The following is a 22,795-nucleotide window of genomic DNA, read 5'->3' on the forward strand; positions in this document are numbered from 1 at the left end:
AACTGGCCGGGACGGACCGTCAGGAGCGCACGGGGACCCCGAAGTCCGGGGTGCCGTCCGGACGCCAGCCGAACCGCTGGACACGGGTGTGGCGGTTGGGGTCGTGCAGCGGGTCGCCGGTGATGTCCCTGTACGGCCGGGCGTGATAGACGAGCACGTCCGTGCGGCCGTCCTCGGCGACCGTGAAGGAGTTGTGGCCGGGGCCGTACTGACCCGTTTCCTCGCTGCTCACGAAGACGGGCTCCGGGGACTTGGCCCAGGAGGCCGGGTCCATCAGGTCACTGCGGGCGTCGGCGGTGAGCAGGCCCATGCAGTAGTTGGCGTCCGTCGCGCTCGCGGAGTACGTCATGAAGACGCGGCCGTTCCGCTTGATGACCGCGGCCCCCTCGTTGACCTTGAAGCCGACGCGTTCCCAGTCGTACTCGGGTGTGCTGAGCCGGATCTGGGGCCCGGTCAGCGTCAGGGGGCCGGCCATCCGCGAGAGGAAGAGTCCGGTGTTGTTGTCCAGTCCCGGTTCGTGCTGGGCCCAGACGAGGTAGCGGTCTCCGCGGTGGGTGAAGGTGTGGGCGTCGAGGGAGAAGGTGTCCCAGGCCGTGGTGAGCTGCCCCCTCTCGGTCCACGAACCACGCAGGGGGTCGGAGTCCTGGTTCTCCAGGACCCAGATCCGGATCTTCCAGATGTCGTCCGCCGGGGCCGCGGCGAAGTAGATGTACCACTTGCCGCCGATGCGGTGGAGTTCCGGCGCCCAGATGTGGGCGGCCATGTCCCCGGTGGTGTGCCTGGTCCAGATCACCGTTTCCGCGGCGGTGCTCAGGCCGCCCAGCGTGCGGGAGGAGCGCAGGATGATGCGGTCGTACTCGGGGACGCTGGCGGTGAAGTAGTAACGGCCGTCGGTGTGCCGGGTGATGTGCGGGTCGGCGCGCTGCTCGACCAGCGGATTACGGTAGGGGGCCCGTGACTCGGCGGCGTGGGCTGCGCCGGGTGCGGCGGTGAGGGCCCCCGCGGCCAGGGCTCCCCTCAGCACGGTCCTGCGGCTGGGCACTTCGGCTTGACTCACGGGTGTCGCCTTTCGGGTGGGTACTTCGGACGGGAGCGCGGGAGTGCGGGTTCCCGGCGTGTGGATTCCGCGTGCGGGCCTCGGCGTTTCGCGCGGCGACGGCCTCAGCGGACCGCACGCGAGGGGATCAGCTTCCGGTCACGCAGCTCGCCGAGCACGAGCGCGGCGTACTCGGTGGCTCCGCGCGCCGACGTGTGGGTGTTGTCGCGCTTCTCGTCGTAGAGGTAGAGGGCCTTGGACGCCTCGGGACCGAGCTCCTCGACCCGGGCCTTGGTCAGGACGGTGAGGTCGATGAGCGGGGTGTCCTGCTCGACGGCGAGCGCCCGCACCTCGGCGGGCAGGTCGACGCCCAGGCCGTTGACGAGCAGCGCGGTGCCGTTGTCGAGCGTGCCGTCGGTGTTGAACCACCGGCGGACGACCGGGGTGACGAGCACGGGCCGGCCCCCCTCGGCACGTACGTCCTCGATCATGGCGGTGAGGTTGGCCCGGTAGGTGTCACGGTCCGTCTGCTTGTCGTTGTGGGCGAGCTGGACGAGGACCAGGTCGCCGCGGTGGATGCGCGACAGGAGGGCGGGGAAGAGGGCCGGATCGTCCCGGAAGGTCTGCGAGCTCTCCCCGGAGTCCGCGTAGTTGGCGACGGAGAGGCGGTCGGTGAGGTACTGCGGGAGCTGCTGCCCCCAGCCCGTGTAGGGCTCGCCGGCCTGGTCGCAGACGGTGGAGTCGCCCGCGAGCAGGACCTGCGGCGTGCGGACGCGTTCGACGTGGAGCGAGGCGAGCTGCGGGGCCGCACCGCCGAAGGTGAGGTCGAGTCCCGGGCTGCCGGTGGCACCGGTGGGCTCGCCCTCCGGGTCGCGCACGTCCACGGTGAACGTGCGGCGGACGGTTTCACCGGCCGCGTTCGGGGTCTCGCCGAGCATGGCCCTGCGGGCCTCCGCGGCGACCGCCGTGGAGCCGGCCTCCGCACCACCACCGAGGACGGCCCGGACGCGGTAGGTGCCAGGAGCGACGTCGAAGTGGCAGACGACGGGGGCGGTTCCGGTGCAGCGATCCCGCCCGGCCGGCGTGTGGCCCTGGGCCCCGGCCGGGACGGCTGCGAGTGCGGTCAGGGCGGCAGCGGCGGTACAGGCGGCCAGCAGCACGGTTCCGGCTCTGCGCATGGCGGGGCTCCCTGGGTTGAATGGATTCAGCGGGGCCAGACCATACGCGGATCGACAAGCGCTTTCTACGGGGCGGACGGCTTTGCCCCTCCCCCTTGACGAGGGCCGCCGACAGCCCTAGCGTCGGTCCGATTTGACGAACACCGTCCGATATTTCGAACGCACGTGTCGGGAGAGCCATGCGTCCACACCTCGCGAGAAGAACCTCCGTACAACTGCTGCCGCTGCTGTCCCTCGTCGTCGGCCTGCTCGCGCTTCCCGGTGGAGCGGCCCATGCCGGCACGTCCGCGAAGGACGACAGGGCTGCCACCGCGCGGGCCGCCGCCTCGCTCACGGTCCATGGTCTCGGCGACGTACGCGGCAATCTCACCCTGCCCGTCACCGGCGCCCACGGCACCTCCGTGACGTGGAAGTCCCGCACACCCCGGGTCATCGACGCGACGGGCATCGTGCACCGCCCGGAGCCGGGTGCGGGGCCGGAGCGCGTGAAGCTCACCGCGGTCGTCACACGCGGCACGGCCTCCGCGCGCCGCACCTTCACCGCCTCGGTGCCCGAACTGCCCCGCAAGCAGGCGTACACCGGTTACGCCATGAGTTACTTCACCGGCGAGGACACCGCCGACGGCGAGCAGATCCGGATGGCGCTCAGCCGGGGTGACGACGCGCTGCACTGGCAGGAGCTGAACGGCGGCAGACCGGTACTCACCTCGGATCTCGGCACCGGGGGTCTTCGCGACCCGTTCATCATCCGCTCCCCGGAGGGCGACACGTTCTACCAGATCGCCACCGACCTCCGGATGTACGGGGGGACGGGCGGCAGCTGGGACCAGGTGCAGCGCACCGGCAGCAGGTCGGTCGTGGTCTGGGAGTCCACGGACCTGGTGAACTGGACCGATCGCCGACTGGTGCGGATCGCACCGGACACCGCCGGCAACACCTGGGCGCCCGAGGCGTACTACGACGAGAAGCTCGGCTCGTACGTCGTCTTCTGGGCCTCGAAGATCTACGCCGCGGACGACCCGGAGCACACCGGCAGCACGTACAACAAGATGATGTACGCGACCACGCGTGACTTCCGTACCTTCAGCGAGCCCGCCGTCTGGCACGACCCCGGATACTCGGTGATCGACTCGACGGTGATCCGTCACGACGGCAGCTACTACCGCTTCACGAAGGACGAGCGGAACCCCTCGTCGGACACCCCCTGCTCCAAGTTCATCACCGTGGAGAAGTCGCAGGAGCTGACCTCCGGCGCCTACGGATTCGTCGCCGACTGCGTCGGCAGGGGCTCGGTCGATCGCGGCGAGGGACCGGCGGTCTTCCGGTCCAACACCGAGGAGAAGTGGTACCTCCTCATCGACGAGTTCGGCGGACGGGGGTACGTCCCCTTCGAGAGCACCGATCTCGATTCGGGCCGGTGGACCGTGTCCCCCGACCACGCCCTCCCGGCGGGCGCCCGGCACGGCACGGTACTGCCGGTCACGCGGCAGGAGTACGAGCGGCTGCTGGGGGCCTTCACGATGGGATGATCGAGGTGCTGTGCCCGTCTCTGCCGGGCCCCCTCCGGTGAGAAGGACCGAAACGATGAGAGGACGGGCGAAGCCCCCCGCCGCCCCGCTCCCCCAGCGCGCGGGAGTCGACCCGGTGCGGGTGCGGCTCCCTCCGGATCCGGCTGGGGCCTGGCCTACCGTCCGGGACCATCTGCTGGACCGGTTCACGGGGGCGATCGGCGCCGGAGCGGTGGACACCATGCTCGCCGAAGGCAGGTTCGTCGGCGCGGACGGCGATGCGGTGCGCGCGGACGAACCGTACGCGGCCGGGCGGCATCTCTGGTTCCACCGGGACTTCGCGCCGGAGGAGCCGGTGCCGTTCCCGGTCGGTGTGGTGTACCGCGACGAGCACCTCGTGATCGCGGACAAGCCGCACTTCCTCGCGACCACCCCGCGCGGCCGGCACGTCACCGAGACGGTGGTGGCCCGGCTGCGCAGGGAGCTGGACCTGCCGGAGCTGCAGCCCGCGCACCGGCTGGACCGGTTGACGGCCGGTCTGGTGCTCTGCGTCGTACGGGCCGGGGACCGGGGCGCGTACCAGACACTGTTCCGGGACCGGCTGGTGCGCAAGGAGTACGAGGCGGTGGCGCCGTACGACCCGGCGCTCATGTTCCCCCGCACCGTGCGGAGCCGGATCGTCAAGGAGCGCGGGGTCATCGCCGCGCGCGAGGAGCCAGGGGATCCGAACAGCGAGAGCCGGGTCGAACTGCTCGAGCACCGGGGCGCCTTCGGCCGCTACCGGCTGCTGCCCGCGACCGGACGCACCCACCAGCTGCGGGTCCACATGAACGCACTGGGGCTGCCGCTGGTGAACGACCCGGTCTATCCGGTGGTGGAGCCCGAACCGGAGCACGAGGACTACGGACACCCGCTGCAACTGCTGGCGCGAGTACTGGAGTTCACCGACCCGGTCACGGGCGAGCCGCACCGCTTCGAGAGCGGGCTGCGGCTCTCCGCGTGGCCGGACCGGTGAACCCTTCAGCGGTCAGTGGCCGCGGTTGATCCAGTCCTCCAGCTGCGGGGCCTCCGCGCCGATGGTGGTGGGATCCCCGTGCCCGGTGCGGACGGTGGTCTCCGGCGGAAGGGTGAGCAGCCGGTCCCTGATCGAGTCGATGATCGTCGGGAAGTGCGAGAAGGACCGTCCGGTGGCGCCGGGCCCGCCCTGGAAGAGGGTGTCGCCGGTGAACACGGTGCCCAGCCCGGGGGCGTGGAGACAGACGGCGCCGGGGGCGTGACCCGGGGTGTGCAGCACCGTGAGGCGTGTCCCGGCGATCTCGAGCTCCTGGCCGTCGGCCAGTTCGGCGTCGGGGGCCCGGTCCGGGTGGGTCCGGTTCCACAGCGGCAGGTCGTCGGGATGCAGCAGGATCGGCGCCCCGGTCGCTTCGGCGAGGGCGGGGGCCGCGTCGATGTGGTCGTTGTGCGCGTGGGTACAGATGATCGCGCGCAGCGTGCGGCCGCCGAGCGCCGCCTCGATCGCGGCGGCGTCGTGGGCCGCGTCGATGACGACGGCCTCGGTGTCGTCGCCGACGATCCAGACGTTGTTGTCGACGTCCCACTCGCCGCCGTCGAGGGCGAAGGTTCCGGAGGTGACCAGGTGGTCGATGCGGGCGGCCATCAGAAGACCACCACCGAACGCAGGACGTCACCGTCGTGCATCCGGGCGAAGGCCTGCTCGATCTCGCCGAGCTGGATGGTCTCGGTGACGAAGGCGCCCAGGTCCAGGCGCCCCTGCTGGTGCAGGTCGATCAGCATGGGGAAGTCACGCGAGGGCAGGCAGTCTCCGTACCAGGAGGACTTGAGCGAACCGCCGCGTCCGAACACGTCGAGGAGCGGCAGTTCGATCTGCATCTCGGGGGTGGGCACCCCGACGAGGACGACGGTACCGGCGAGGTCCCGGGCGTAGAAGGCCTGCTTGTACGTCTCCGGGCGGCCGACCGCCTCGATCACGACGTCGGCGCCGTTGCCGCCGGTCAGGGCGCGGATCGCCTCGACCGGGTCGTCGGAGCGGGAGTTGACGGTGTGGGTGGCCCCCATCTTCTTCGCCGTCTCCAGCTTGCGGTCGTCGATGTCGACCGCGATGATCTTCGCTGCTCCGGCGAGCCGGGCGCCGGCGATCGCGGCGTCACCGACGCCGCCGCAGCCGATGACGGCGACGGAGTCGCCGCGTCCGACCTGACCGGTGTTGATGGCGGCGCCGATGCCCGCCATGACACCGCAGCCGAGCAGTCCGGCGACTGCCGGGGAGACCTCGGGGTCGACCTTGGTGCACTGGCCGGCTGCGACGAGGGTCTTCTCCGCGAACGCGCCGATGCCGAGCGCCGGGGAGAGCTCCGTGCCGTCCAGGAGGGTCATCTTCTGCTTGGCGTTGTGGGTGTCGAAGCAGTACCAGGGGCGTCCGCGCAGACAGGCACGGCACTGGCCGCACACCGCGCGCCAGTTGAGGACGACGAAGTCGCCCGGCTCGACGTCGGTGACACCCTCCCCGACGGACTCCACGACACCCGCGGCCTCGTGGCCGAGCAGGAACGGGAACTCGTCGTTGATGCCGCCCTGCTTGTAGTGCAGGTCGGTGTGGCAGACGCCGCATGCCTGGATCTTGACCACGGCCTCACCGGGGCCGGGGTCCGGCACCAGGATCGTCTCCACGCGAACGGGCTCGTTCTTCCCCGGTGCGATGACCCCTCGTACCTGCTGCGCCATGCCCTGGTCTCCCATCCCGACTGCCCCGTTGCCTGCAAAGATCGAACCCGCCCACCGTACCCGGGCGGGGAGCCGCTCACGGGGCGAGGACGTCCAGTTCGTGCAGCGCGCCGACCGCGATCTCCTTGGTCAGCCGTTCCGCGCCCTCGGCGTCTCCCTCTCGTACGGCTTCGGCGAGCCGGACGTGGAGCGTGACGGCGGCGGGGTCCGGGTCCTCGAACATCACCTGGTGATGGGTACGGCCGGCGAGGACCTCGGCGACGACGTCGCCGAGCCGCGCGAACATCTCGTTGCCGGAGGCGTTGAGCACGATGCGGTGGAAGGCGATGTCGTGCCGGAGGTAGCCCTCCAGCTGCTGGCCGCGCGAGGTGGCGACCATGCCGAGGGCGCATTCCGTGAGTGCCGCGCAGTGCTCGGCGGTCGCGTGTCGGGCGGCGAGGCCCGCGGCGACCGGTTCCACGGCGGACCGCAGCACGGTGAGGGAGCGCAGCTGCCTGGGCCGGTCGGAGCCGGCGAGCCTCCAGCGGATGACCTGGGGGTCGTAGACGTTCCACTCCTCGGTGGGCCGCACGGTCACCCCGACTCGGCGCCGGGACTCGACCAGGTGCATGGACTCCAGGACGCGGATCACTTCGCGTACGACGGTGCGGGACACCTCGAAGCGCTGGGCGAGCTCGTCGGTGCGCAGGACCATACCTGGCGGGCAGTCGCCCGCCGCGATCTCCAGACCCAGGGCGTCCAGCACATGCGTATGGAGCCCCTGGGCAGGTGTGGTCATACGCACAAGCCTACGGGGCGGCCTGAGGGAACAAAAAGTACGACGTTTATGTCACAGCCTCTTGAATAAGTCGTATGTAATGGGTTTCAGTAGCGCGACGGACCGATGTCGCGGACCGATGTCGATGAAGACAGCGAGGCAGCAATGAGCACCCCCCACGTCGTCGTGGTGATGGGCGTAGCAGGGACCGGCAAGACCACGATCGGCCCCCTGCTCGCCGACGCACTCGGCGTCCCCTATGCCGAGGGCGACGACTTCCACCCGCCGGCCAACATCGCCAAGATGTCCGCCGGCACACCCCTGGACGACGACGACCGCCGGCCGTGGCTGGACGCGATCGGCCGGTGGGCACACGGCCGGGCGGGGCTCGGCGGCGTCGTCAGCAGCTCGGCGCTCAAGCGCGCCTACCGTGACCGGCTGCGGGACGGGGCCCCCGGTGCCGTCTTCCTGCATCTGACCGGCGACCGCGCTCTGATCGAGCGCCGCATGGCGGACCGCAAGGGCCACTTCATGCCGACCGCGTTGCTCGACTCCCAGTTCGCGACCCTGCAGCCGCTGCAGGACGACGAGGCGGGCGTCGCCGTGGACGTGTCCGGCACCCCCGAGGAAATCACCGAACGGGCCGTCGCCGCGCTGCGCCGGCTCGCGAACTAAGGATCACCACCGTGACCAGTCTCAGCGTCGAGATGCTGGCAGCGGATGCCGTCGAACCCATCACTTCGGCCGGTAACGCACAGCTGGGCATCGCCGTACTGGCGGGCATCGCCGTCATCGTCCTGCTCATCACCAAGCTCAAGATGCACGCGTTCCTCGCGCTGACCATCGGCTCGCTCGCCCTCGGCTCCTTCGCCGGCGCCAACCCGGCGAAGACGATCACCAGCTTCACCGCGGGCCTCGGTTCGACCGTCGCGGGTGTCGGTGTCCTCATCGCCCTCGGCGCCATCCTGGGCAAGCTCCTCGCCGATTCCGGCGGCGCCGACCAGATCGTCGACACCATCCTCGCGAAGGCGAGCGGTCGGGCGATGCCGTGGGCGATGGTCCTGATCGCCTCGATCATCGGGCTTCCGCTGTTCTTCGAGGTCGGGATCGTGCTGATGATTCCGGTGGTGCTGCTGGTCGCCAAGCGCGGCAACTACTCCCTGATGCGGATCGGGATCCCCGCGCTCGCCGGGCTCTCCGTGATGCACGGTCTGATCCCCCCGCACCCCGGCCCGCTGGTGGCGATCGACGCCCTCGGCGCCAACCTGGGTGTCACACTGGCCCTCGGTGTGCTGGTCGCCATCCCGACCGTGATCATCGCGGGCCCGCTCTTCTCCCGCTACGCCGCCCGGTGGGTGGACATCGAGGCGCCGGAGAAGATGATCCCGCAGCGCCCGTCCGAGGACCTGGACCGCCGCCCCAGCTTCGGCGCGACCCTGGCGACGATCCTGCTGCCCGTCGTACTGATGCTGGTCAAGGCACTCGTCGACATCGTGGTGGACGACCCCGAGAACCACGTCCAGCGGGTCACCGACGTCATCGGCTCACCGCTGATCGCGCTTCTCGCCGCCGTGATCGTCGGCATGTTCACCCTGGGCCGTGCGGCGGGATTCACCAAGGGCCGTCTCTCCTCCACCGTCGAGAAGTCGCTCGCCCCGATCGCGGGCATCCTCCTGATCGTGGGTGCCGGCGGCGGGTTCAAGCAGACCCTCATCGACGCCGGTGTGGGCCAGATGATCCTGGACTTCTCCGAGAACTGGTCGATCCCCGCCCTGCTGCTCGGCTGGCTGATCGCCGTCGCGATCCGGCTGGCGACGGGCTCGGCGACCGTGGCCACCATCTCGGCGGCCGGTCTGGTCGCCCCCCTCGCAGCCGACCTGTCGACGTCACACGTGGCACTGCTCGTCCTCGCCGTCGGTGCGGGTTCGCTCTTCTTCAGCCACGTCAACGACGCCGGGTTCTGGCTGGTGAAGGAGTACTTCGGCATGGACGTCCCGCAGACGATCAAGACCTGGTCGGTGATGGAGACGATCATCTCCGTCGTCGCACTGGGCTTCATCATGCTGCTGTCGCTGGTGTTGTAGCCGCCCGGACGTGCGTGGACACCCGCGGCCCCCGTCACCGGGGCCCGCGGGTGTTCCGCTGTGCCGGGGGGTCAGCGCGGCGTGGCCGTTCCCTCCGCCGCCTTCTCCAGCTGGAACGCCTCGTTCCCCAGTCCGATCCGTGCGTGGACCTCGGGCCTGGTCCGGCGCAGCACCGCCCCGTAGACCAGGCCACCCGCCAGGGCCGTGACGATGACACCGGGCAGCAGCCAGTTCAGGGACGAGCCCGGGCCCGAGCCGACCAGGACGCCGAAGTCCCGGACCGTGAAGACGGCGATGGTCAGCAGGGCGAGGCCCGCGAGACCGGAGGCGACGAGCCGGGGCGCCTGGGCGCGGCCGGCGCCGCGCCGTACGAAGAAGGCGATCACGGCGAAGGAGGCCGCGGCCATCAGCACGATGACGCCGAGCGCTCCGACATTGCCCATCCAGGTGAACAGGTGCAGGACGGGCGCGGTGGGGTCTCCGACCGGGTTGTCGTCGGTGAGGGCGAAGAGGAGCACGACGACGGCGGATACCGCGGACTGCAGCATGGAGCCGGTGGCGGGGGCCCCGCTCGCCTTGTTGGTGCGGCCGAAACCGGCGGGCAGCAGCCCCTCGCGGCCCATGGCGAACGCGTAGCGGGCGACCACGTTGTGGAAGCTGAGCAGTGCGGCGAACATCCCGGTGACGAACAGGACGTGCAGGACGTCGGTGAAGGTGGCTCCGAGCCGCTCCTCGGTGAGGCCGAAGAGCATCCCCGGGCCCTCCTCGAGCGAGGTGCCCACGATGGAGGAGGGCCCCGCGGCGACGGTCAGGGCCCAGGCGCTGACGGCGAGGAACAGGGCGGCGTAGCCGACGGCCAGGAACATCACGCGGGACACGACGACCTGCGGGCGGCTGGTCTCCTCCGCGTACACCGGGGCCTGCTCGAAGCCGACGAACGCGGCGATGCAGAAGCAGAGCGCGGTGCCGAGGCCCGCCCCGGTGAGCGTCTCGGGGTTGAAGGCGTGCAGGGACAGGCCTTCCGGGCCCGGCTCGGCGACGGCGGCGATGTCGAAGATCACGACGAGGGCGCACTCGACGACGAGCAGCACGCCGAGGACCTTGGCGTTGAGGTCGATCTTCAGCCAGCCCAGTACGCCGACGAGGGCCACGGCGAACAGGGCCGGGATCCACCACGGGAGGTCGATGCCGAGGTAGGTGGCGAAGAGGCCCGACACCTCGAAGCCGAGGATGCCGTAGATGCCGACCTGCATGGCGCTGTAGGCGACCAGCGCGACGAGCGAGGCGCCGGCGCCGGCCGTGGGACCGAGGCCGCGGGCGATGTACGCGTAGAAGGCACCGGCGTTGTGGACGTGCCGGCTCATCTCCGCGTAGCCCACACCGAACAGCATGAGCACGATGCCGAGGATGACGTAGAGCAGGGGCTGTCCGACGATGCCCATCACGCCGAAGACCGTGGGCATCACGCCTGCGACGACCATCAGGGGGGCACTGGCGGCGAGGACGGACAGGAGCAGCCCCGGGGTGCCGAGCCGGTCGGCGCGCAGCGCGCGTTCCTCGCCCTTGTAGGTGTTGATCCCGCCGGTGTCGCCGGGCGTCCTGATCGTGCCGGTCCGGCTCGTGTCTGTTCTGCCCGTCGACATGGCGGGGGTGGTCCCTTCGTCGATAACAACGTGCTCAGGGGGCACCGAGCGCGAGGGTGCGCGCGGCGACGAATTCGGGGTACGGGTCACGGCCGGCGTACGACCACGGGGTCTCGGTGGCGTGGGGGCCGATGCGGTGGAAGAGCGCGGCGGCCTCGGCGGGGCGGCCTTCACAGATCTTGGCGTGGGCCAGGAAGTTCAGGTCGGCGCGGTGGCGGGGGTGGTCCTCGCGTTCCCATTCGAGCCACCAGTCGAAGGCGGCCTTCATCACCTGTCTCGCCCGGCGCCCCGACCAGTGCCCCGAGGCCGCCGGGTCGTCCGGCACGGCACCGGACGCGGCCAGGACGCGGTAGCGCTCGGCGTGGGCGACGACGGGGAGCACGGCGAGCGGCGAGTCGGCCGGCGCCTGTTCGGCGGCCCACGCGGCGAAGTCGTACACCTCGTGGAGCGGGTCGCTCTCGGGGTGCGTCTCGGCGAGTCCCGCTGTCATGAGGTGGTGGGCGTGGTGGTGCTCGGGATGGCGGGCGCGGATCTCCTCGAAGTGCCTGGCGGTCTCCTCCTGGGTTCCGTGCGTGCGCTCCAGCGCCATCAGGCCGAGCCAGGGGGTGGGATCGGCCGGGTCGAGTGCTGCTGCCGCCAGACACGCCTGACGTGCCCGGCCGGGTTCGCCGGCGTCGGCCTTGGGGCGCTGGGCACGGGCGACGGTGGCACAGGCGAGCAGAGTCGTGGCGTCGGAGCTGTCCGGTTCCGCGAGGAGCCAGTCGCGTGCCCAGCCGGCGGCGGAGGGGACGGCGGCGAGCGCGAGGAGACGATGGCCGCGACGGTCCCAGTCACTGCCTGTCGCTACGAGCAGGGAGCGGGCCCGGGTCCAGCGCCCCTGGGCGAACTGGCTCCGTACGTCGATGAGTTCACTGTCGTCGAGCGCCGGGTCGAAGGCGTGGTCCGAGCGTCCGGCTCTGCGGCGGGAACGCCCCAGGGGCGGCGGAGGCGGAGACATCCGCAGGTTTCCTTTTCGACTTCGACATGACACCAGCACATTCGGCTGCTGTGTGCGAGCAGACGATCGCGCACAGCAAAGCGGTAGGCAAGGCTCGCAGTCAAGGGCACCCCTGCCCCAACTGCGTTCATGCGCGACGGAGTTGGAAGTCGTCGCGGCATGGACTGAACCATTCACGCAGTTCGAGGGCCGCCTGCGGATGTGACTGATGAGGAAGAGGTGACGCGTGCCACACTGCAGCCATGGAGACCTCCGAGCCGCTCAAGCCCTTCCTCCTCGCGTTCCCCGGGCCGTTGCGCGACCGGCTGGTGGCCGCCGTCCTGTCGGGCGAGAAGGTCATGACGTCCGGACTGCTCATGGAGTACGAGGTGGAGCGAGAAGAGCTCCCGCCCGTGGGGGAACGCTCCGCGCTCATCGACTCGCACGGCCAGGAGGTCGCCGTGGTCGAACTGACGGAGGTACGGGTGCTTCCGCTGGGGTCGGTGGGGCTGCGGCACGTGCTCGACGAGGGGGAGGGTCACACGTCGGTGGCCGAATGGCGGGCGGGCCACGAGGCGTTCTGGCACAGCGAGGAGATGCGGGAGGCCCTGGGGGACCCGTCGTTCACCGTGGACGACGGCACGATGATCGTGGCGGAGCGCTTCCGGGTCGTGGAGCGGCTCGTCTGACACCGGACACCGGCCTGGAGCGGCCCGTCCGACACCGGCCTGGAGCGGCCCGTCCGACACCGGGCGCGGCGCGTCGACCTACGCCGCACGGGCCGCCTGACCCGGCCGGCCGCGCTCAGCCGATCGCCCTCGCCGCCGCGCGGCCCGCTGTCCGGCCCGAGAAGATGCACCCCCCGAGGAACGTTCCTTCCAGGGCACGGTATCCGTGGACCCCGCCGCCGCCGAAGCCCGCCGCCTCCCCCGCCGCGTACACCCCGGGCAGCGGGGCGCCGTCGTCGGTCAGGACACGGGAGGACAGGTCCGTCTCCAGCCCTCCGAGCGACTTGCGGGTCAGGATGTTCAGCCGTACGGCGATGAGGGGGCCCGCGGCCGGGTCGAGGATGCGGTGCGGCTTCGCCGTGCGGATCAGCTTGTCGCCCAGGTAGGAACGGGCGCCGTTGATCGCCGTGATCTGGAGGTCCTTGGTGAAGGGGTTGGCGATCTCACGGTCGCGCGCCGTGATCTCGCGGCGCAGGGCCTCCTCGTCGATGAGCCCTTCGCCGGTGAGGGCGTTCATCCCCCGCACGAGCGCGCCGAGGTCCTTCTCGACGACGAAGTCCACACCCTTGTCCATGAACGCCTTCACGGGTCCGGGGACGTCGGCCCGCGCCCTGCCGATCACGTCGCGCACCGACTTCCCCGTCAGGTCCGGGTTCTGCTCGGACCCGGAGAGCGCGAACTCCTTGCCGATGATCTTCTGGTCGAGGACGAACCACGTGTAGCCGTAGCCGGATCCCATGATGTGTTCGAGGGTGCCCAGCGTGTCGAAGCCCGGGAAGAGCGGGACCGGCAGCCGCTTGCCACGGGCGTCCAGCCAGAGCGAGGAGGGGCCGGGCAGGATCCTGATGCCGTGCTTGTCCCAGATCGGGTTCCAGTTCTCGATGCCCTCGGTGTAGTGCCACATCCGGTCGCGGTTGATGTGGTGGGCGCCGGCCTTCTCGGCGATGCCCAGCATCAGTCCGTCGACGTGCGCGGGGACCCCGGAGAGCATCTTCTCCGGCGGCGTGCCCAGCCGCTCGGGCCACTGGGCACGTACGAGGTCGTGGTTGCCTCCGATGCCTCCGGAGGTGACGACCACTGCTTGGGCCCTGAGCTCGAAGGCACCTGTCACCTCGCGGCTGCTCGCGGTGCCGCGCTCGGCCCCGCTCTCCTCGAGGATCTCACCCGTGACCGTGTCGACCGCTCCGGCCGAGCGGGCCAGGCCGGTCACCCGGTGCCGGAAGCGCGCCTGGACGAGGCCCTTCGCCATCCCTTCGCGGACCCGCCGTTCGAACGGGGCGACGACGCCTGGTCCGGTGCCCCAGGTGATGTGGAAGCGGGGGACGGAGTTGCCGTGGCCGTTCGCGTCGTAGCCGCCGCGTTCGGCCCAGCCGACGACGGGGAAGAACCGCATCCCCTGGGAACGCAGCCAGGACCGCTTCTCCCCTGCCGCGAAGTCGACGTACGCCTCCGCCCACTGCCGAGGCCAGTGGTCCTCGTCGCGGTCGAAGCCCGCCGTGCCGTACCAGTCCTGGAGGGCCAGGTCGTGGCTGTCCTTGATCCGCATACGGCGCTGCTCGGGCGAGTCGACGAGGAAGAGCCCGCCGAAGGACCAGTGCGCCTGGCCCCCCATGGACTGCTCGGGTTCCTGGTCGAGCAGGATCACCGTGCGGCCCGCGTCGACGAGCTCGGCGGTGGCCACCAGCCCCGCGAGCCCTGCCCCGATCACGATCACATCAGCGTCGTACGCCATGGGTTCCATCCTTCGGGGCGGTGCGGGCAGCGGCGGGCGGGGGCGGGCGAAGTTACTTGTCGGTCAGATCTTCGGTACGGGCCGCCCCCACGTCAACCGTCCGGTCGGTGGCGCCCTCACCGATCCCGGACGGCTGCCGGGCTATCGTCGGACCGTGTCGGTGCTGGTACTCCTGCTGTCCGTGGGCGCCGCCTGCTGCCTGGGCTTCGGATTCGTCCTCCAGCAGGACGCCGCCCGCCGCGCGCCCCTGAGCGATTTCCTCTCGCCCCGGCTGCTGCTCGACCTGATGCGGGTGCCGAGCTGGCTGGCCGGGCTCGGCCTGATGGTCTGCGGCATGGCCCTGGGGGCCCTGGCTCTCGGCCAGGGCGAGGTGTCGGTGGTGGAGCCGCTCCTGGCGACCAATCTGCTCTTCGCCATGGCACTTTCACGCCACCGCACGGGCCAGCGGCTGGGCCGGCAGGGCTGGGGAGGGCTCTGTCTGCTGGCGGGCGGCGTCACCGCGTTCCTGCTGGCCGGCGAGCCTCGCGGCGGTGAGGCGGTGACGGCGTCCCTGCGGCAGTGGCTGGTGATCGGTGTGGTGGCGGGACTCGCCGTGATCCTGACCGCGTCCGCCAGACACCCGCGGACCCGGGGGACCCCGGTACTGCTCGGTCTGGCGGCGGGGCTGCTCTACGGTCTGCAGGACGCTCTGACCAGGGTAAGCGGGGAGCGGCTGGCCGACCACGGCTGGGCGGCGCTGATGGCGAGCTGGCAGCCGTACACCGTCCTCGTCCTCGGAGTGACCGGGCTGCTTCTCGTCCAGAGCGCGTTCGAGGCGGGGCCGCTGCGGATGTCCCTGCCGGCGCTGACCGCCGCACAGCCGCTGGCGGGCATCGTGTGCGGGATCGGATTCCTCGGCGACCAGGTTCGCACCGACGCGGGCGCCCTGGCCTGGCAGAGCGTGGGGCTGGCGGCGATCGTGGCCGGAATCGTGCTGCTGGGGCTGCACCCGGCGATGCCGGAGGGGAAGGAACGACACGGATCCACGGCTGCCGACCGGTTGATGTTGGATGGGCCCCATGACTCCGGCTGACGAGATCCTGGACATCGTCGACGAGAACGACACGGTCGTCGGACAGGCACCCCGTGGCGAGGCCACCGCGCGCGGCCTGCGCCACCGCTGTGTCTTCATCGAGGCGAGGGATGCCGCCGGCCGGGTCTTCGTGCACCGCAGGACGGCCACGAAGCTGGTCTTCCCCTCGCACTACGACATGTTCGTCGGCGGGGTCGTGGGCACGGGCGAGTCGTACGACGAGGCCGCGCTGCGGGAGGCCGAGGAGGAGCTGGGTGTCTCCGGCCTCCCCCGCCCCACACCGCTCTTCAAGTTCCTCTACGAAGGTCCTGGGCACAGCTGGTGGTCGTACGTGTACGAGGTGCGCTGCGAACTGCCCGTACGGCCGCAGGCGGAGGAGGTCGACCGGCACGCCTTCCTGACCGGCGCCGAGCTGGAGGGGCGTCTGGCCGACTGGACGTGGGTGCCGGACGGCCTGGAGGCGTACCACCGGCTGCGGCAGTTCCGGGCGGGCCGTGGCACAGGGAGCGGCGCGTGAGCGAGTTCGTGCGCGGGCTGCGGCTGTGGTTCGCCCCGGAGCGGATACGCGAGGAGGGCGACACCCCGGACTACCGCTTCTCCCTCGCCAACGAGCGCACCTTCCTGGCCTGGATCCGGACGGCTCTCGCGCTCATCGGCGGCGGTTTCGCCGTCGACCAGTTCCTGCCGGGACTGGCCTGGGGCATCCGCGCCGGCCTGGCGCTCGGGCTGCTGGCGGCCGGGGTGCTCTGCGCGCTGCGAGCCGTCAACCACTGGGTGCGCTGCGAGCGTGCGATGCGGCGCGGGGAGGATCTGCCGTCGTCGCGCTTCCCCGCGCTGCTCAGCCTCGTGGTCGCCCTGGTGGCGCTCGCCATGGTGGTGGTGGTCCTGTTCGGCTGGGAGGGCCGGTGAGCGCCGCGGAGCGCGATCCCGGTCTCCAGCCCGAGCGGACACGGCTGGCCTGGCGCCGCACGACCCTGGCGTGCACGGTGGTGGCCCTGCTGGCGGTACGGCAGGCGCTCCACGGCGGGTCGACGGGGGCGGGGGTGCTCGCGGTGGCCCTGAGCCTGCTGGCCTGGCTGGGCTTCCTCGGGGTGGCCCACCGCCGGGTGACGGGCATGGGGGCCGCACGGCCCGACCCGCTGTCGCCGCGCCATGCTCTGACAGCTGCCGCGTGCACCGTCTTGCTCGCGGTGTTCGCCGTCGCGACGCTGTTCTGACCGGGCGTACGCCGTCAGTCCTGCCAGTCCACGGTGACGACGATCTTGCCCCGGGTGCGCCCCTCCTCGTTGAGCCGGTAGGCGTCGGCGGCCTGCTCCAGGGTGAAGACCCGGTCCACGTGGACGGAGACGATGCCTCGCTCGGCGAGTTCGGCGAGGTGGGCGAGGTCCGCGGCGTCGGGCCGCACGAATGCGTAGCGCCCGCCGTAGGAGAAGACCTCGGCGTCGGCGATGGACGCGAGCCGGCCGTCGGGCGCGAGTGTGTCGGCGGAGGCCCTGAGCGCTTCCCCGCCCACGGTGTCGAACGCCGCGTCGAAGCCGTCGGGGACCAGGGCTCGGAGCCGGGCGGCCAGCCCGTCGCCGTACTCCACGGGTTCGCCGCCCAGTTGGCGGACGTATTCGTGGTTGTGGGGCCCGGCCGTGCCGACGACCCGGCAGCCGGCGTGCCTGGCGAGCTGGACGGCGAGCGACCCGACCCCTCCGGCCGCCGCGTGGACGAGCACGGTCTCACCCTCCTGGACCTTCAGGGTGCGGTACAGCACCTGGTGTGCGGTGAGGCCGCACAGCGGGAGGCCCGCCGCCTCCTCGAAGCTCAGGCTCAGAGGCTTGCGGGCGAGGGTGCGCACGGGCGCTGCGACGTACTCGGCGAAGGTGCCGCGCGAGAGGAAGTCCTCGCGCACGTAGCCGATGACCTCGTCCCCCACCGCGAACTCGTCCACGGCGGCGCCGGGCTGGACCACGACACCGGAGACGTCCCAGCCGGGGATCACGGGGAACACGGCCTCCAGCCCCGCCTGGAGATAGCCCTCCCGGGCCTTCCAGTCGACGGGGTTCACCGCCGCGGCCCGCACCTTCACCAGGACCGAGTCCGGCCCGACCTTCGGGTCGGGCCGCTCGCCGTACTCCAGTACGTCGGCCGAGCCGTACCTGCTGTAGCTGATCGCCTTCATCCTCCGACGATCGGGGCGGTCGCGGGTCCCCGCAACTCAGGCCGTGACCACCTCGAAGGGCGGCAGCAGGGTCCTCGGGTCGTGCCCGGAGTGCCAGAGCCCGATGAGGAACGCGGTGGCCGCCGCCAGATAGGCGGCCCGGTCCAGCCCGCCCACCGTCAGCGGTACGCAGCCGAGGTCCCTCACCAGGGCGCCGACCGTGTCGAGCGCCGCCTCCTCGTCCCCGCACAGCGGGACGGCGACCGGACCGTCGGCGAAGGCGGGCGGGGTGAGCCGCCACACGGAATCGGGCAGGTGGTTGAAGGCCTTGACGACCCGTGCGCCGGTGGCATCGGCGATCGTACGGGCGGCTCCCGGGCCCGTCCCGGTGGTGAGCCGGAAGCCAGGCCCTACCGCGTTGGTGCAGTCCACGACGAGCCTGCCGCGCAGCGCCCCGTCCGCCGCACCGAGTGCCGCGAGGACTCCCGCCACGGCGTCGTACGGCACGGCGAGCAGGACCGCGTCGCCGAAGGCCGCCGCTTCCTGGAGCGTGCCGGCGCTCTGGCCGGTGCGGTCCGCGAGGGCCCCGGCCCTTTCCGGGGACCGGCCTCCGAAGAGGACGCGGTGCCCGGCTGCCGCCCACCGGCCGCCCAGTGCGTCCGCCATGTTCCCGGTCCCGATGATGCCGATGCGCATGTCTCTCCCCTGAACGCCCGTCACGTAGCGTCGTGCTGAAGGGGACGTTAGGGGACCCGTTACGCACCGTTCGGTGCCTGACGGACGGGAGAAGGGGAACTCATGGACCGGCTGCTCGCCGACTGCCGTGCACGGCTCGGCTTCGACCTGCTGGGGAACACGTGGAACCCCGTGGTCCTCTACGCACTCGGGCCGGGCCCGCGCCGGCCGGGCGATCTCCGGACGGAGATCGGCGGTATCAGCGCCAAGGTCCTGACCGAGACGCTGCGCAGGCTGGAGGCGTACGCGCTGGTGGAGCGCCGCGCGTACGCCGAGGCGCCGCCTCGCGTGGAGTACGCCCTGACCGGGCTCGGCCGGACACTGCTGGAACCGATCGAGGCGCTGGGGCGCTGGTCGGCCACGTACGGGGACGCGTTCGTGGAGGCGCAGGGGTGGCACGACTGACCGGGAGGCCGGGCGGGGACCAGGGGCACGGGGGCACGGGCGGCGAGCCCGAGATCACTTCTCGGATTCCGGAAGGACACTGGACGACATACCGACTGGTCGGCATCATGGTCCCGACCGTTCAACGCCCCGGAGGTGCGCCCCATGAGCCCAGTCCACCCGCCAGGTCTCGATCTCGACCTGCTGCGCGGCCATCTCGACCGGGAGCGGCCGGGGCTGGTGAACGGACCGCTCGACGCCCGGGTGATCGAGGGCGGCCGCTCGAACCTCACCTACATCGTCACCGACGGCTCCGGACAGTGGGTCGTGCGCAGGCCTCCGCTGGGCCACGTGCTCGCCACCGCGCACGACATGAAGCGCGAGCACCGGGTGATCAGCGCCCTGCACCCCACGGCGGTCCCGGTGCCGGAGACCCTCCTGCTCTGCGAGGACGAGGCGGTCGTCGGCTCGCCGTTCTACGTCATGGAGTACGTCGAGGGAACGCCGTACCGCACCGCCGAGCAGCTCGCCCCGCTCGGAGCCGAGCGCACCAGGGCGGTCGTCCTGGGCCTCGTGGACACCCTGGTGGACCTGCACGCCGTGGACCCCGCGACCGTCGGCCTCGGTGACTTCGGGCGCCCGGACGGCTTCCTGGACCGGCAGCTGCGGCGCTGGGGCAAGCAGCTGGACGCCTCCCGCAACCGTGAGCTCGCCGGCATCGACGAGCTGCACGCCGCGCTCGGCCGGGAGCTCCCCGTCTCCCCCGCGCCCACCGTCGTGCACGGCGACTACCGCTTGGACAACGTGCTGATCGGCCGGGACGACCGGATCAAGGCGGTCCTGGACTGGGAGATGTCCACGCTCGGCGACCCGCTCACCGACCTCGGTCTGCTCGTGATGTACAGCTCCGACCTGGACCTGCCCGAGTCTCCCGTCTCCACGACCAGCGGCGCCGCGGGCCACCCCAGCCCCGCCGAGCTCATCGAGCGCTACGCCGCCCGCTCCGGCCGCGACACCTCCGCCATCTCCTGGTACACGGCCTTCGCGTGGTTCAAGCTCGCCGTGATCCTCGAGGGCATCCACTACCGCTACACCCTGGGCCAGACCGTCGGCGCCGGCTTCGACCGCATCGGCGACCTGGTCCCCGTCTTCATCTCGCACGGCCTCACCACCCTCCAGGAAGGCTGATCACCCCGTGGACTTCGCATTCGACGCACGTACCGAAGAGCTGCGCACCAGGCTGCTCACGTTCATGGACGAGCACGTGTACCCCGCCGAGGCGGTCGCCGAGGAGCAGCGCGCGCAGCTGGCGTCCCCCTGGGACACCCCGCAGATCGTGGAGGACCTCAAGGCGGAGGCGAGCAGGCAGGGCCTGTGGAACCTCTTCCTCCCCGACGCCGAGTACGGCGCGGGACTGACCAACCTCCAGTACGCCCCGCTGGCCGAGATCACCGGCCGCAGCCCGCACCTGGCGCCGACCGCGCTGAACTGCGCGGCCCCGGACACCGGGAACATGGAGGTGCTCTCGCAGTTCGGGTCGGACGAGCAGAAGAAGCAGTGGCTCGAGCCGCTGCTGGCCGGGGAGATCCGCTCGGCCTTCGCGATGACGGAGCCCGAGGTGGCCTCGTCGGACGCGACGAACATCGAGACCCGGATCGCGAAGGACGGCGACTCCTACGTCGTCAACGGGCGCAAGTGGTACATCTCCGGGGCGATGAACCCGGACTGCGCGGTGTTCATCGTGATGGGCAAGACGGACCCGGACAGCGAGGACATCCGCCGCCAGCAGTCCATGATCCTGGTCCCGCGTGACACCCCCGGGGTGGAGGTGCGCCGGGCGATGCAGGTGTACGGCTACGAGGACCACTCCCACGGCGGCCACGCCGAGGTCGTCTTCCACGACGTCCGCGTGCCCGCTTCGCATCTGATCGGCGAGGAGGGCGGCGGCTTCGCCATCGCGCAGGCGCGTCTGGGACCGGGCCGGATCCACCACTGCATGCGGCTGATCGGGATGGCGGAGCGGGCGATCGAGCTGATGTGCAGGCGGGCCGTGGCCCGTACGGCCTTCGGCAAGCCGCTGGCCCAGCAGGGCGTCGTCCAGAACTGGATCGCGGACGCCCGGGTGACGGTGGAGCAGCTGCGGCTGCTGGTGCTGAAGACCGCCTGGCTGATGGACACGGTGGGCAACCGGGGGGCGCACACCGAGATCCAGTCGATCAAGATCGCGACTCCGCGCGCGGTGGTCGGCATCCTCGACCAGGCGGTGCAGCTGTACGGCGCCGGCGGCGTCAGCCAGGACTTCCCGCTGGCCGAACTCTGGTCGTCGGCGCGGACGCTGCGGCTGGCGGACGGTCCGGACGAGGTGCACCAGCGGTCGCTGGCACGGCGGGAGATCAAGAAGTACCTCTGAGCACCCGATACGGGGAGGCGTCCGGGCGGCCGCCTCCCCGGCGGGGTCAGAAGGTGAGCTGCCAGCTGTCGATGTAGCCGGTGTCCTGCGCGGCGACGTCCCGCACCTGGAGCTTCCAGGTGCCGTTGGCGGTCTCGCTCGACGCGTTGACCGTGTAGGTCGCGATCACGTTGTCCGCGGAGTCGCTGCTGCTGGAGTTCTTCAGGCGGTAGGCGGTGCCGTCGGGGGCGAGCAGGTCGACGACGAGGTCGCCGCGGTAGGTGTGCTTGATGTCGACCCCCACCTTGAGCGCGGACGGGGCGTTGCCCGTGCGGCCGGTGACCGGGACCGAGGAGGTCACCGCGGCGCCGCTGTCGGGCACGGAGACGTTGTCGGCGTTGCTGAAGACGGTCCCGGTGGGCGGGGTGACCGTCCCGGCGGACAGCGTCCAGACGGCGTGGGCGACGGCGTCGCTGTTGCGGTCCAGGGCCGTGTCGTTGATGTTCGCCGTCGTGTCGCACGACGAGTGGTAGCAGCGGTCGAAGGACTGGCCCGCCGTGCCGCCCCACTTCTGTGCCTGGGCGCTGGACTTGGTGTTGCTCGCCCCCGTGAACAGGCCGCCGACGGGCACGCCCGCGCTCTTGAAGGGGGCGTGGTCGGAGCGGCCGTCACCCTCGGTCTCTATCTCGGTGGGTACCGACAGACCCGCGAAGTAGTTCTTGAAGGTCTGCTCGATGACCGGGTCGTCGTCGTAGACGAAGTAGCCGGCGTTCGGCGAGCCGATCATGTCGAAGTTGAGGTACCCGGCGAGCTTGGAACGTTCGGCCGTGGCCAGGTTGTTGACGTAGTACTTCGAGCCGACGAGACCCAGTTCCTCGGCCCCCCACCAGGCGAAGCGCAGGTGCTTGTCCGGTGCGAGCTGCGCCCGTGAGACCGCGAGGGCGGTCTCCAGCACGGCGGCCGATCCTGAGCCGTTGTCGTTGATGCCCGCGCCGGAGCTCACCGAGTCGAGATGGGAGCCGGCCATGAGCACCTGGTTGGGGTCGCCGCCCGGCCAGTCGGCGATCAGGTTGTACCCGGTGGCACCGCCGGAGGTGAACTGCTGGAGCGTGGTGGTGTATCCGGCCGCGTCCAGCTTGGCCTTCACGTAGTCGACGGATGCCTTGTAACCGGCCCTGCCGTGGGCCCGGTTGCCTCCGTTGGCGGTGGCTATCGACTGGAGCTGGGTGAGGTGCGCCCTGACGTTGGCGAGCGGGATGTCGGGGGCCGCGGCGGCTGCTGTGGGCGCGGCCTGGACGGCGGGTGCGGCGGTCGCCAGCAGGGCTGCGACGGCGAGCGCGGCGGCGGGCAGGAGTCTGCGTCGGGCAGGTCTCATGAGGGGCTCCGGATTCCGTTCGGGGACTGACGGAACGTGCGGGGGTCCCGAGGGCCGTGCCCGGCCCTGGGCCTGGAGCGGTGGGGCTGGAAGTGCGCCCCCGATGCTCGGGTAGATGACTGAGTACCGTCAAGAGTGGAATCCGGACAGGCGTGTTCGCTGACCGGACGGCCAGGAGGAGGGGCAGGTCCCATGCGCCCAGGGAGCCGTCCCCTTTCCGCAGCACAGCGGCCGGCACCGCCGGGGAGCCTGCTTCCGCGTGTGCCGGAGCACAGGGTGGCCGGCCGCACGCCGGGGGCGCCCGTTCGCG

Annotated in this window: 22 protein-coding genes and 1 pseudogene; 12 read left to right on the top strand and 11 right to left on the bottom strand. The window is 71.2% G+C overall.

The window, feature by feature from the left end; genetic code table 11:
• Window positions 1-19: 19 nt before the first annotated feature.
• A complete protein-coding gene (locus OO67_RS28490; RefSeq protein WP_033304598.1) occupies window positions 20-1,057 on the bottom strand; it encodes a glycoside hydrolase family 43 protein in 1,038 nt (345 codons plus the stop codon).
• A gap of 104 nt (window positions 1,058-1,161) precedes the next feature.
• On the bottom strand, window positions 1,162-2,214 hold the full coding sequence (locus OO67_RS28495) for a rhamnogalacturonan acetylesterase (protein WP_033304599.1): 1,053 nt from the start codon (window positions 2,212-2,214) through the stop codon (window positions 1,162-1,164).
• 293 nt (window positions 2,215-2,507) lie between these two features.
• On the opposite strand from OO67_RS28495, the pseudogene OO67_RS28500 reads away from it, so the two are divergent.
• A pseudogene (locus OO67_RS28500) lies at window positions 2,508-3,731 on the top strand (immunoglobulin-like domain-containing protein); the annotation flags it as partial.
• A 67-nt stretch (window positions 3,732-3,798) separates the two neighbouring features.
• Entirely contained in the window at window positions 3,799-4,737 is a 939-nt protein-coding gene (locus OO67_RS28505; RefSeq protein ID WP_033304601.1) for a pseudouridine synthase, read from the top strand.
• Window positions 4,738-4,749: 12 nt separating this feature from the next.
• Here OO67_RS28505 and OO67_RS28510 read toward each other — a convergent pair whose 3' ends face one another.
• The 3 genes from OO67_RS28510 to OO67_RS28520 form a co-directional block, all read right to left on the bottom strand.
• On the bottom strand, window positions 4,750-5,379 hold the full coding sequence (locus OO67_RS28510; RefSeq protein ID WP_033304602.1) for an MBL fold metallo-hydrolase: 630 nt from the start codon (window positions 5,377-5,379) through the stop codon (window positions 4,750-4,752).
• Window positions 5,379-6,464, bottom strand: a complete 1,086-nt coding sequence (locus tag OO67_RS28515) for an S-(hydroxymethyl)mycothiol dehydrogenase (RefSeq protein ID WP_033304604.1) — start codon at window positions 6,462-6,464, stop codon at window positions 5,379-5,381. The genes OO67_RS28510 and OO67_RS28515 overlap by 1 nt, the downstream gene beginning before the upstream one ends.
• A gap of 76 nt (window positions 6,465-6,540) precedes the next feature.
• Window positions 6,541-7,242 (bottom strand): FadR/GntR family transcriptional regulator, encoded by a 702-nt coding sequence (locus OO67_RS28520; protein ID WP_033304605.1) that lies wholly within the window; start codon window positions 7,240-7,242, stop codon window positions 6,541-6,543.
• A 144-nt stretch (window positions 7,243-7,386) separates the two neighbouring features.
• On the opposite strand from OO67_RS28520, the gene OO67_RS28525 reads away from it, so the two are divergent.
• Together OO67_RS28525 and OO67_RS28530 are read left to right on the top strand one after the other, a co-directional pair.
• The gene (locus OO67_RS28525) at window positions 7,387-7,896 is read left to right on the top strand and encodes a gluconokinase (RefSeq protein ID WP_033304607.1); all 510 of its coding nucleotides are present in this window, start codon (window positions 7,387-7,389) and stop codon (window positions 7,894-7,896) included.
• Window positions 7,897-7,907: 11 nt separating this feature from the next.
• Window positions 7,908-9,305 (top strand): GntP family permease, encoded by a 1,398-nt coding sequence (locus tag OO67_RS28530; protein ID WP_033304608.1) that lies wholly within the window; start codon window positions 7,908-7,910, stop codon window positions 9,303-9,305.
• Window positions 9,306-9,376: 71 nt separating this feature from the next.
• Here the strand turns inward: OO67_RS28530 and OO67_RS28535 are convergent, their stop codons facing one another.
• Both OO67_RS28535 and OO67_RS28540 read right to left on the bottom strand, forming a co-directional pair.
• Entirely contained in the window at window positions 9,377-10,948 is a 1,572-nt protein-coding gene (locus OO67_RS28535; RefSeq protein ID WP_033304609.1) for an APC family permease, read from the bottom strand.
• A gap of 34 nt (window positions 10,949-10,982) precedes the next feature.
• A complete protein-coding gene (locus OO67_RS28540) occupies window positions 10,983-11,945 on the bottom strand; it encodes a hypothetical protein (RefSeq protein WP_033304611.1) in 963 nt (320 codons plus the stop codon).
• A 242-nt stretch (window positions 11,946-12,187) separates the two neighbouring features.
• On the opposite strand from OO67_RS28540, the gene OO67_RS28545 reads away from it, so the two are divergent.
• Complete coding sequence (locus tag OO67_RS28545) at window positions 12,188-12,613, top strand: ASCH domain-containing protein (RefSeq protein WP_033304612.1); 426 nt, start codon at window positions 12,188-12,190, stop codon at window positions 12,611-12,613.
• A 115-nt stretch (window positions 12,614-12,728) separates the two neighbouring features.
• Here the strand turns inward: OO67_RS28545 and OO67_RS28550 are convergent, their stop codons facing one another.
• On the bottom strand, window positions 12,729-14,384 hold the full coding sequence (locus OO67_RS28550; RefSeq protein WP_033304613.1) for an FAD-binding dehydrogenase: 1,656 nt from the start codon (window positions 14,382-14,384) through the stop codon (window positions 12,729-12,731).
• 154 nt (window positions 14,385-14,538) lie between these two features.
• Between OO67_RS28550 and OO67_RS28555 the strand changes: the two genes are divergently transcribed.
• The 4 genes from OO67_RS28555 to OO67_RS28570 are packed head-to-tail and all read left to right on the top strand — an operon-like array spanning window position 14,539 to window position 16,673.
• Window positions 14,539-15,456 carry a DMT family transporter gene (locus tag OO67_RS28555; protein WP_033304614.1) on the top strand — a complete coding sequence of 306 codons (918 nt, stop codon included), beginning with the start codon at window positions 14,539-14,541 and terminating at the stop codon, window positions 15,454-15,456.
• Window positions 15,443-15,973: an NUDIX hydrolase gene (locus OO67_RS28560; protein ID WP_033304616.1), complete on the top strand. Its 531-nt coding sequence runs from the start codon at window positions 15,443-15,445 to the stop codon at window positions 15,971-15,973. Before OO67_RS28555 ends, OO67_RS28560 begins: the two co-directional genes overlap by 14 nt.
• Window positions 15,970-16,365 carry a YidH family protein gene (locus OO67_RS28565; protein WP_033304618.1) on the top strand — a complete coding sequence of 132 codons (396 nt, stop codon included), beginning with the start codon at window positions 15,970-15,972 and terminating at the stop codon, window positions 16,363-16,365. The genes OO67_RS28560 and OO67_RS28565 overlap by 4 nt, the downstream gene beginning before the upstream one ends.
• Complete coding sequence (locus OO67_RS28570) at window positions 16,362-16,673, top strand: DUF202 domain-containing protein (protein ID WP_033304619.1); 312 nt, start codon at window positions 16,362-16,364, stop codon at window positions 16,671-16,673. The genes OO67_RS28565 and OO67_RS28570 overlap by 4 nt, the downstream gene beginning before the upstream one ends.
• 14 nt (window positions 16,674-16,687) lie before the next feature.
• On the opposite strand, the gene OO67_RS28575 is transcribed toward OO67_RS28570, so the two are convergent.
• Both OO67_RS28575 and OO67_RS28580 read right to left on the bottom strand, forming a co-directional pair.
• Window positions 16,688-17,623: an NADP-dependent oxidoreductase gene (locus OO67_RS28575; RefSeq protein ID WP_033304620.1), complete on the bottom strand. Its 936-nt coding sequence runs from the start codon at window positions 17,621-17,623 to the stop codon at window positions 16,688-16,690.
• Window positions 17,624-17,659: 36 nt separating this feature from the next.
• A complete protein-coding gene (locus tag OO67_RS28580) occupies window positions 17,660-18,298 on the bottom strand; it encodes an NADPH-dependent F420 reductase (protein WP_033304621.1) in 639 nt (212 codons plus the stop codon).
• A gap of 102 nt (window positions 18,299-18,400) precedes the next feature.
• Here OO67_RS28580 and OO67_RS28585 point away from each other — a divergent pair, with 102 nt between their 5' ends.
• The 3 genes from OO67_RS28585 to OO67_RS28595 all read left to right on the top strand — a co-directional run bounded on the left by OO67_RS28585 (window position 18,401) and on the right by OO67_RS28595 (window position 21,131).
• Window positions 18,401-18,742, top strand: a complete 342-nt coding sequence (locus OO67_RS28585; RefSeq protein ID WP_033304623.1) for a winged helix-turn-helix transcriptional regulator — start codon at window positions 18,401-18,403, stop codon at window positions 18,740-18,742.
• Window positions 18,743-18,886: 144 nt separating this feature from the next.
• Window positions 18,887-19,909: a phosphotransferase family protein gene (locus tag OO67_RS28590; RefSeq protein WP_033304625.1), complete on the top strand. Its 1,023-nt coding sequence runs from the start codon at window positions 18,887-18,889 to the stop codon at window positions 19,907-19,909.
• 7 nt (window positions 19,910-19,916) lie between these two features.
• Entirely contained in the window at window positions 19,917-21,131 is a 1,215-nt protein-coding gene (locus OO67_RS28595; RefSeq protein ID WP_033304627.1) for an acyl-CoA dehydrogenase family protein, read from the top strand.
• Between the two features lie 46 nt (window positions 21,132-21,177).
• Here OO67_RS28595 and OO67_RS28600 read toward each other — a convergent pair whose 3' ends face one another.
• Window positions 21,178-22,485 (bottom strand): M28 family metallopeptidase, encoded by a 1,308-nt coding sequence (locus OO67_RS28600; protein WP_033304628.1) that lies wholly within the window; start codon window positions 22,483-22,485, stop codon window positions 21,178-21,180.
• Window positions 22,486-22,795: the final 310 nt, after the last annotated feature.

The sequence above is a fragment of the Streptomyces atroolivaceus genome (assembly GCF_000717025.1).
GTDB lineage: Bacteria > Actinomycetota > Actinomycetes > Streptomycetales > Streptomycetaceae > Streptomyces > Streptomyces atroolivaceus.